Source organism: uncultured Megasphaera sp. (genome assembly GCF_958350005.1).
In the GTDB taxonomy this organism is placed as follows: Bacteria; Bacillota; Negativicutes; order Veillonellales; family Megasphaeraceae; genus Megasphaera.
In genome coordinates this window covers 1-2,924 of the sequence record NZ_CATWFF010000226.1, presented here as the reverse complement: position 1 = coordinate 2,924, position 2,924 = coordinate 1, and the positions used below count along the sequence as shown (strand labels likewise).

Annotated in this window: 2 protein-coding genes; one reads left to right on the top strand and one right to left on the bottom strand. The window is 49.7% G+C overall.

Annotation, left to right across the window (positions count from 1 at the left end; genetic code table 11):
• On the top strand, nucleotides 1-1,049 hold a 1,049-nt coding region (locus tag Q3886_RS09800), incomplete at its 5' end, for an acyl-CoA dehydrogenase family protein (protein ID WP_301861280.1).
• A gap of 87 nt (nucleotides 1,050-1,136) precedes the next feature.
• On the opposite strand, the gene Q3886_RS09795 is transcribed toward Q3886_RS09800, so the two are convergent.
• Nucleotides 1,137-2,735: an L-lactate permease gene (locus Q3886_RS09795; RefSeq protein WP_301861279.1), complete on the bottom strand. Its 1,599-nt coding sequence runs from the start codon at nucleotides 2,733-2,735 to the stop codon at nucleotides 1,137-1,139.
• Nucleotides 2,736-2,924: the final 189 nt, after the last annotated feature.

Genomic DNA, 2,924 nt, shown 5'->3' with positions numbered 1-2,924 from the left:
AAGAAGTATTCGACCGTTCCATCCTTGACGAAATGGGCACCCTCGGCCTTCTCGGTATTCCCTGGGAAGAAGAAAACGGCGGCGTTGGCGCAGACTTCCTCAGCTTGGCTGTAGCTTGCGAAGAAGTTGCTAAAGTTGACCCCTCCATCGCTCTGAGCTTTGAAGTACATACGATGCTCTGCTCCTGGCCTATCTGGAAATTCGGCACAGCTGAACAGAAAGCCAAATTCTTAAAACCCCTCGCTGAAGGCACGAAACTCGGCGCATTTGGTTTAACTGAACCGAACGCTGGTACCGATGCTCTGAACGGCTCCACCATTGCCACGAAAAACGAAGATGGCTCGTACACGCTGAACGGCTCCAAAGTATTCAACACCAACGGCGGCGAAGCTGACATCACTGTTGTATTCGCAGCTACGGACAAATCCAAAGGTGCTAAAGGCATGAGCGCTTTCATCGTCGAAAAAGGCATGGAAGGCTTCACGTACGGCAAAAAAGAAGTTAAAATGGGTATCCGCGCTTCCGTACAGCGTGAACTCGTATTCCAGAACGTAAAAGTTCCGGCTGATCACCTCCTCGGCAAAGAAGGCGAAGGCTTCAAGATTGCCATGATGACCCTCGACGGCGGCCGTGTAGGCGTTGGCGCTCAGGCTCTGGGCATTGCTGAAGGCGCTTACAACGAAGCTGTTAAATACGCTAAAGAACGTGTTCAGTTCGGCAAACCGATTGCTACGAAACAGGCTATTGCCTTCATGCTCGCTGACATGAAACTGAAGATTGAAACGGCTCGTCTGGCTGTATACAAAGCAGCTTGGCTCATGGGTCAGCCTGATGTTAAATCCTACTCCATGGCTGCTTCCATCGCTAAGAAATATGCTTCCGATATCGCTATGGAAGTCACCACCGATGCTGTTCAGGTATTCGGCGGCTACGGCTTCACTCGTGAATATCCGGTAGAACGCTACATGCGCGATGCCAAGATCACGCAGATTTACGAAGGCACCAACCAGGTACAGCAGATGATTATTTCCGGCTCCATTCTGCGGTAATCATCACACCTTTTCTGTTCTTGCGACAGAAAAAAACAGGTATTCCCTCGGGAATACCTGTTTTTTATTTCCTCATTCCGCCTGACCTTACGGAAGGAAGATACTCTGACCAAAGTAGCAGACAATACCGGCTACGATGATGTAAATGACGAAGTATTTGGCAATGTTCTGCATAATAACATTAGGCAGAATGCTTTGACGAAGTTCGTTTGCTTTACCTTCTTCTACTTTCGCTTCTTTCAGATACGCTTCCAGTGCCGGAGCGACAGCACCGATACCGATAGCAATACTCTGCGGCGAGAACATCTTGCCAATGCCTGCACCGCCGGAGTTCGTAGCAGCCAGCCACAGAGCCAGCGGCGTATCGCCAGGCGACATCTGGCCGGCAGCAGCCGTCTGGAGCGGCCCAAAGAGGACGTTAGCGTTCGTACCGGAGCCGGTAATAAAGGCACCGAGGGCACCGACAATTGGCGCAAATGCCGGATAGAAGGAACCAGTTGCATCGACGAGGGCACCGGCAATAGTAGCCGTCATAGCACTGTACGTCATCAGTTTTGCCGTAACAACGACGGAGATAATCGTAATGTACGTAAATTTCAGACCTTTAAAGGTATCCCCCAATACACCCATCATTTTGCCGAAGCTTGCTTTCTGAATAGCGCCGCCAATTAATGCGGAGAGGAAAATCATGATGCCCGGCGTAGCAATCCATACGAAGGTGTACGGTTTAGCCCCAGGACCCATGTACAGCGGCACTGACGTTTTAATCGAGCTCAGCGGGCCGTTAATAGCCGGAACCAGTTTGGACGTGAGAATGAGCAGTACGAAAATCAGGATAAACGGCATCATAGCGGTAATGGCTTCGTTGCCGGAAACGCTGCGGACATCAGCATCGACTTTGTATTCCGGATCATTCGTCGGCAGGACTTTTGCACATACGGCAATAGCACCCATGATGATAACCGACGGTACGATAACGGACAGTTCCGGCCCCATAGCCATGTTGATGAGCAGTTCCGGAATGGACAGAGCTAGGCCGGAAATCAGTGTAATGAGGAATACGCCTTTGAGCGCTTTCGGACCGCCGCCCATAATCATGACAACGAAGAAGGGGCTGACCGTATTGAGGATAAAGAGCTGGATTGCAATAAACTGACCAAGTGCTACAGAATCAAGACCGGTCAGCGTAGCCAGCGTCGTCGTCGGAATTGCGATAGAGCCGAATGTCGTCGGTACGGAATTTGCTACCAGGCAGGCCAGAATCGATTTCAGTGGGTGGAAGCCCAAGCCAACCATCATAGCTGCCGGAATAGCAACGGCAGTACCAAAACCAGCCATGCCTTCCATGAATGCACCAAAGCCCCAGGCCAGCAGCAGGGACAGGACACGCATATCCGGGCTTACAGACGTCAGGATCGTCTTAATCGTTTCCATTGCACCTGTCTTTACAACCAGATTATACGTAAAAATAGCGGCTGTAATAACCAGCAGGATCGGCCATACGGCCAGTGCAACGCCTTCCAGCGCACCGGATAACATAATCCCCGGTTCCTTTGCAAAAGGCACGACAGCGACGATAAATGATATAACTGCTGCAACTAAACATGCTTTCCACGCCGGTACTTTCAGTACCGACAGGCCGATAATCAGCCATAACAGAGGTAATACTGCCAGAAAAACCATCATAATTCAATTCACCCTTTCCTATAAAAAATAAATACAGTTTCCTATTTCCCAGTTCCGTTCAATGACTATACAGGCAGCGGATGGGACGTCCGCATGATTTCACTCCTTTCCTTTTAGCACTGTAAAATCTTTTCTTGGTTATTATTATAATGCATTTGTCGAATCATGCAACATTCTATTCAATTATTG